Origin of the sequence: Staphylococcus sp. HMSC061G12, from assembly GCF_001838465.1 — a bacterium.
GTDB lineage: Bacteria > Bacillota > Bacilli > Staphylococcales > Staphylococcaceae > Staphylococcus > Staphylococcus simulans.
This window is the reverse complement of sequence record NZ_KV837123.1, coordinates 1-869: the sequence shown is the minus strand read 5'-3', so window position 1 is coordinate 869 and position 869 is coordinate 1. Positions and strand designations below refer to the sequence as shown.

1 rRNA gene is annotated in these 869 nt (G+C 49.8%); it reads right to left on the bottom strand.

What is annotated here, in order from left to right:
* Positions 1–869, bottom strand: a 23S ribosomal RNA gene (locus tag HMPREF2937_RS08295); the annotation flags it as partial.

The window sequence follows — 869 nt, the reverse complement described above, 5'->3', positions numbered from 1 at the left end:
CCCCCCATCGCTTAAAACGATAAATGGTGGTACAGGAATATCAACCTGTTATCCATCGTCTACGCCTGTCGGCCTCGACTTAGGACCCGACTAACCCAGAGCGGACGAGCCTTCCTCTGGAAACCTTAGTCAATCGGTGGATGGGATTCTCACCCATCTTTCGCTACTCACACCGGCATTCTCACTTCTAAGCGCTCCACATGTCCTTGCGATCATGCTTCGACGCACTTAGAACGCTCTCCTACCATTGTCCTACGGACAATCCACAGCTTCGGTAATATGTTTAGCCCCGGTACATTTTCGGCGCAGTGTCACTCGACTAGTGAGCTATTACGCACTCTTTAAATGATGGCTGCTTCTAAGCCAACATCCTAGTTGTCTGGGCAATACCACATCCTTTGCCACTTAACATATATTTTGGGACCTTAGCTGGTGGTCTGGGCTGTTTCCCTTTCGAACATGGACCTTATCACCCACGTTCTGACTCCCAAGTTAAATTGATTGGCATTCGGAGTTTGTCTGAATTCGGTAACCCGAGAGGGGCCCCTCGTCCAAACAGTGCTCTACCTCCAACAATCATCACTTGAGGCTAGCCCTAAAGCTATTTCGGAGAGAACCAGCTATCTCCAGGTTCGATTGGAATTTCTCCGCTACCCTCAGTTCATCCGCTCACTTTTCAACGTAAGTCGGTTCGGTCCTCCATTCAGTGTTACCTGAACTTCAACCTGACCAAGGGTAGATCACCTGGTTTCGGGTCTACGACCAAATACTCAACGCCCTGTTCAGACTCGCTTTCGCTGCGGCTCCGCATTTGCTGCTTAACCTTGCATCAGATCGTAACTCGCCGGTTCATTCTACAAAAGGCACGC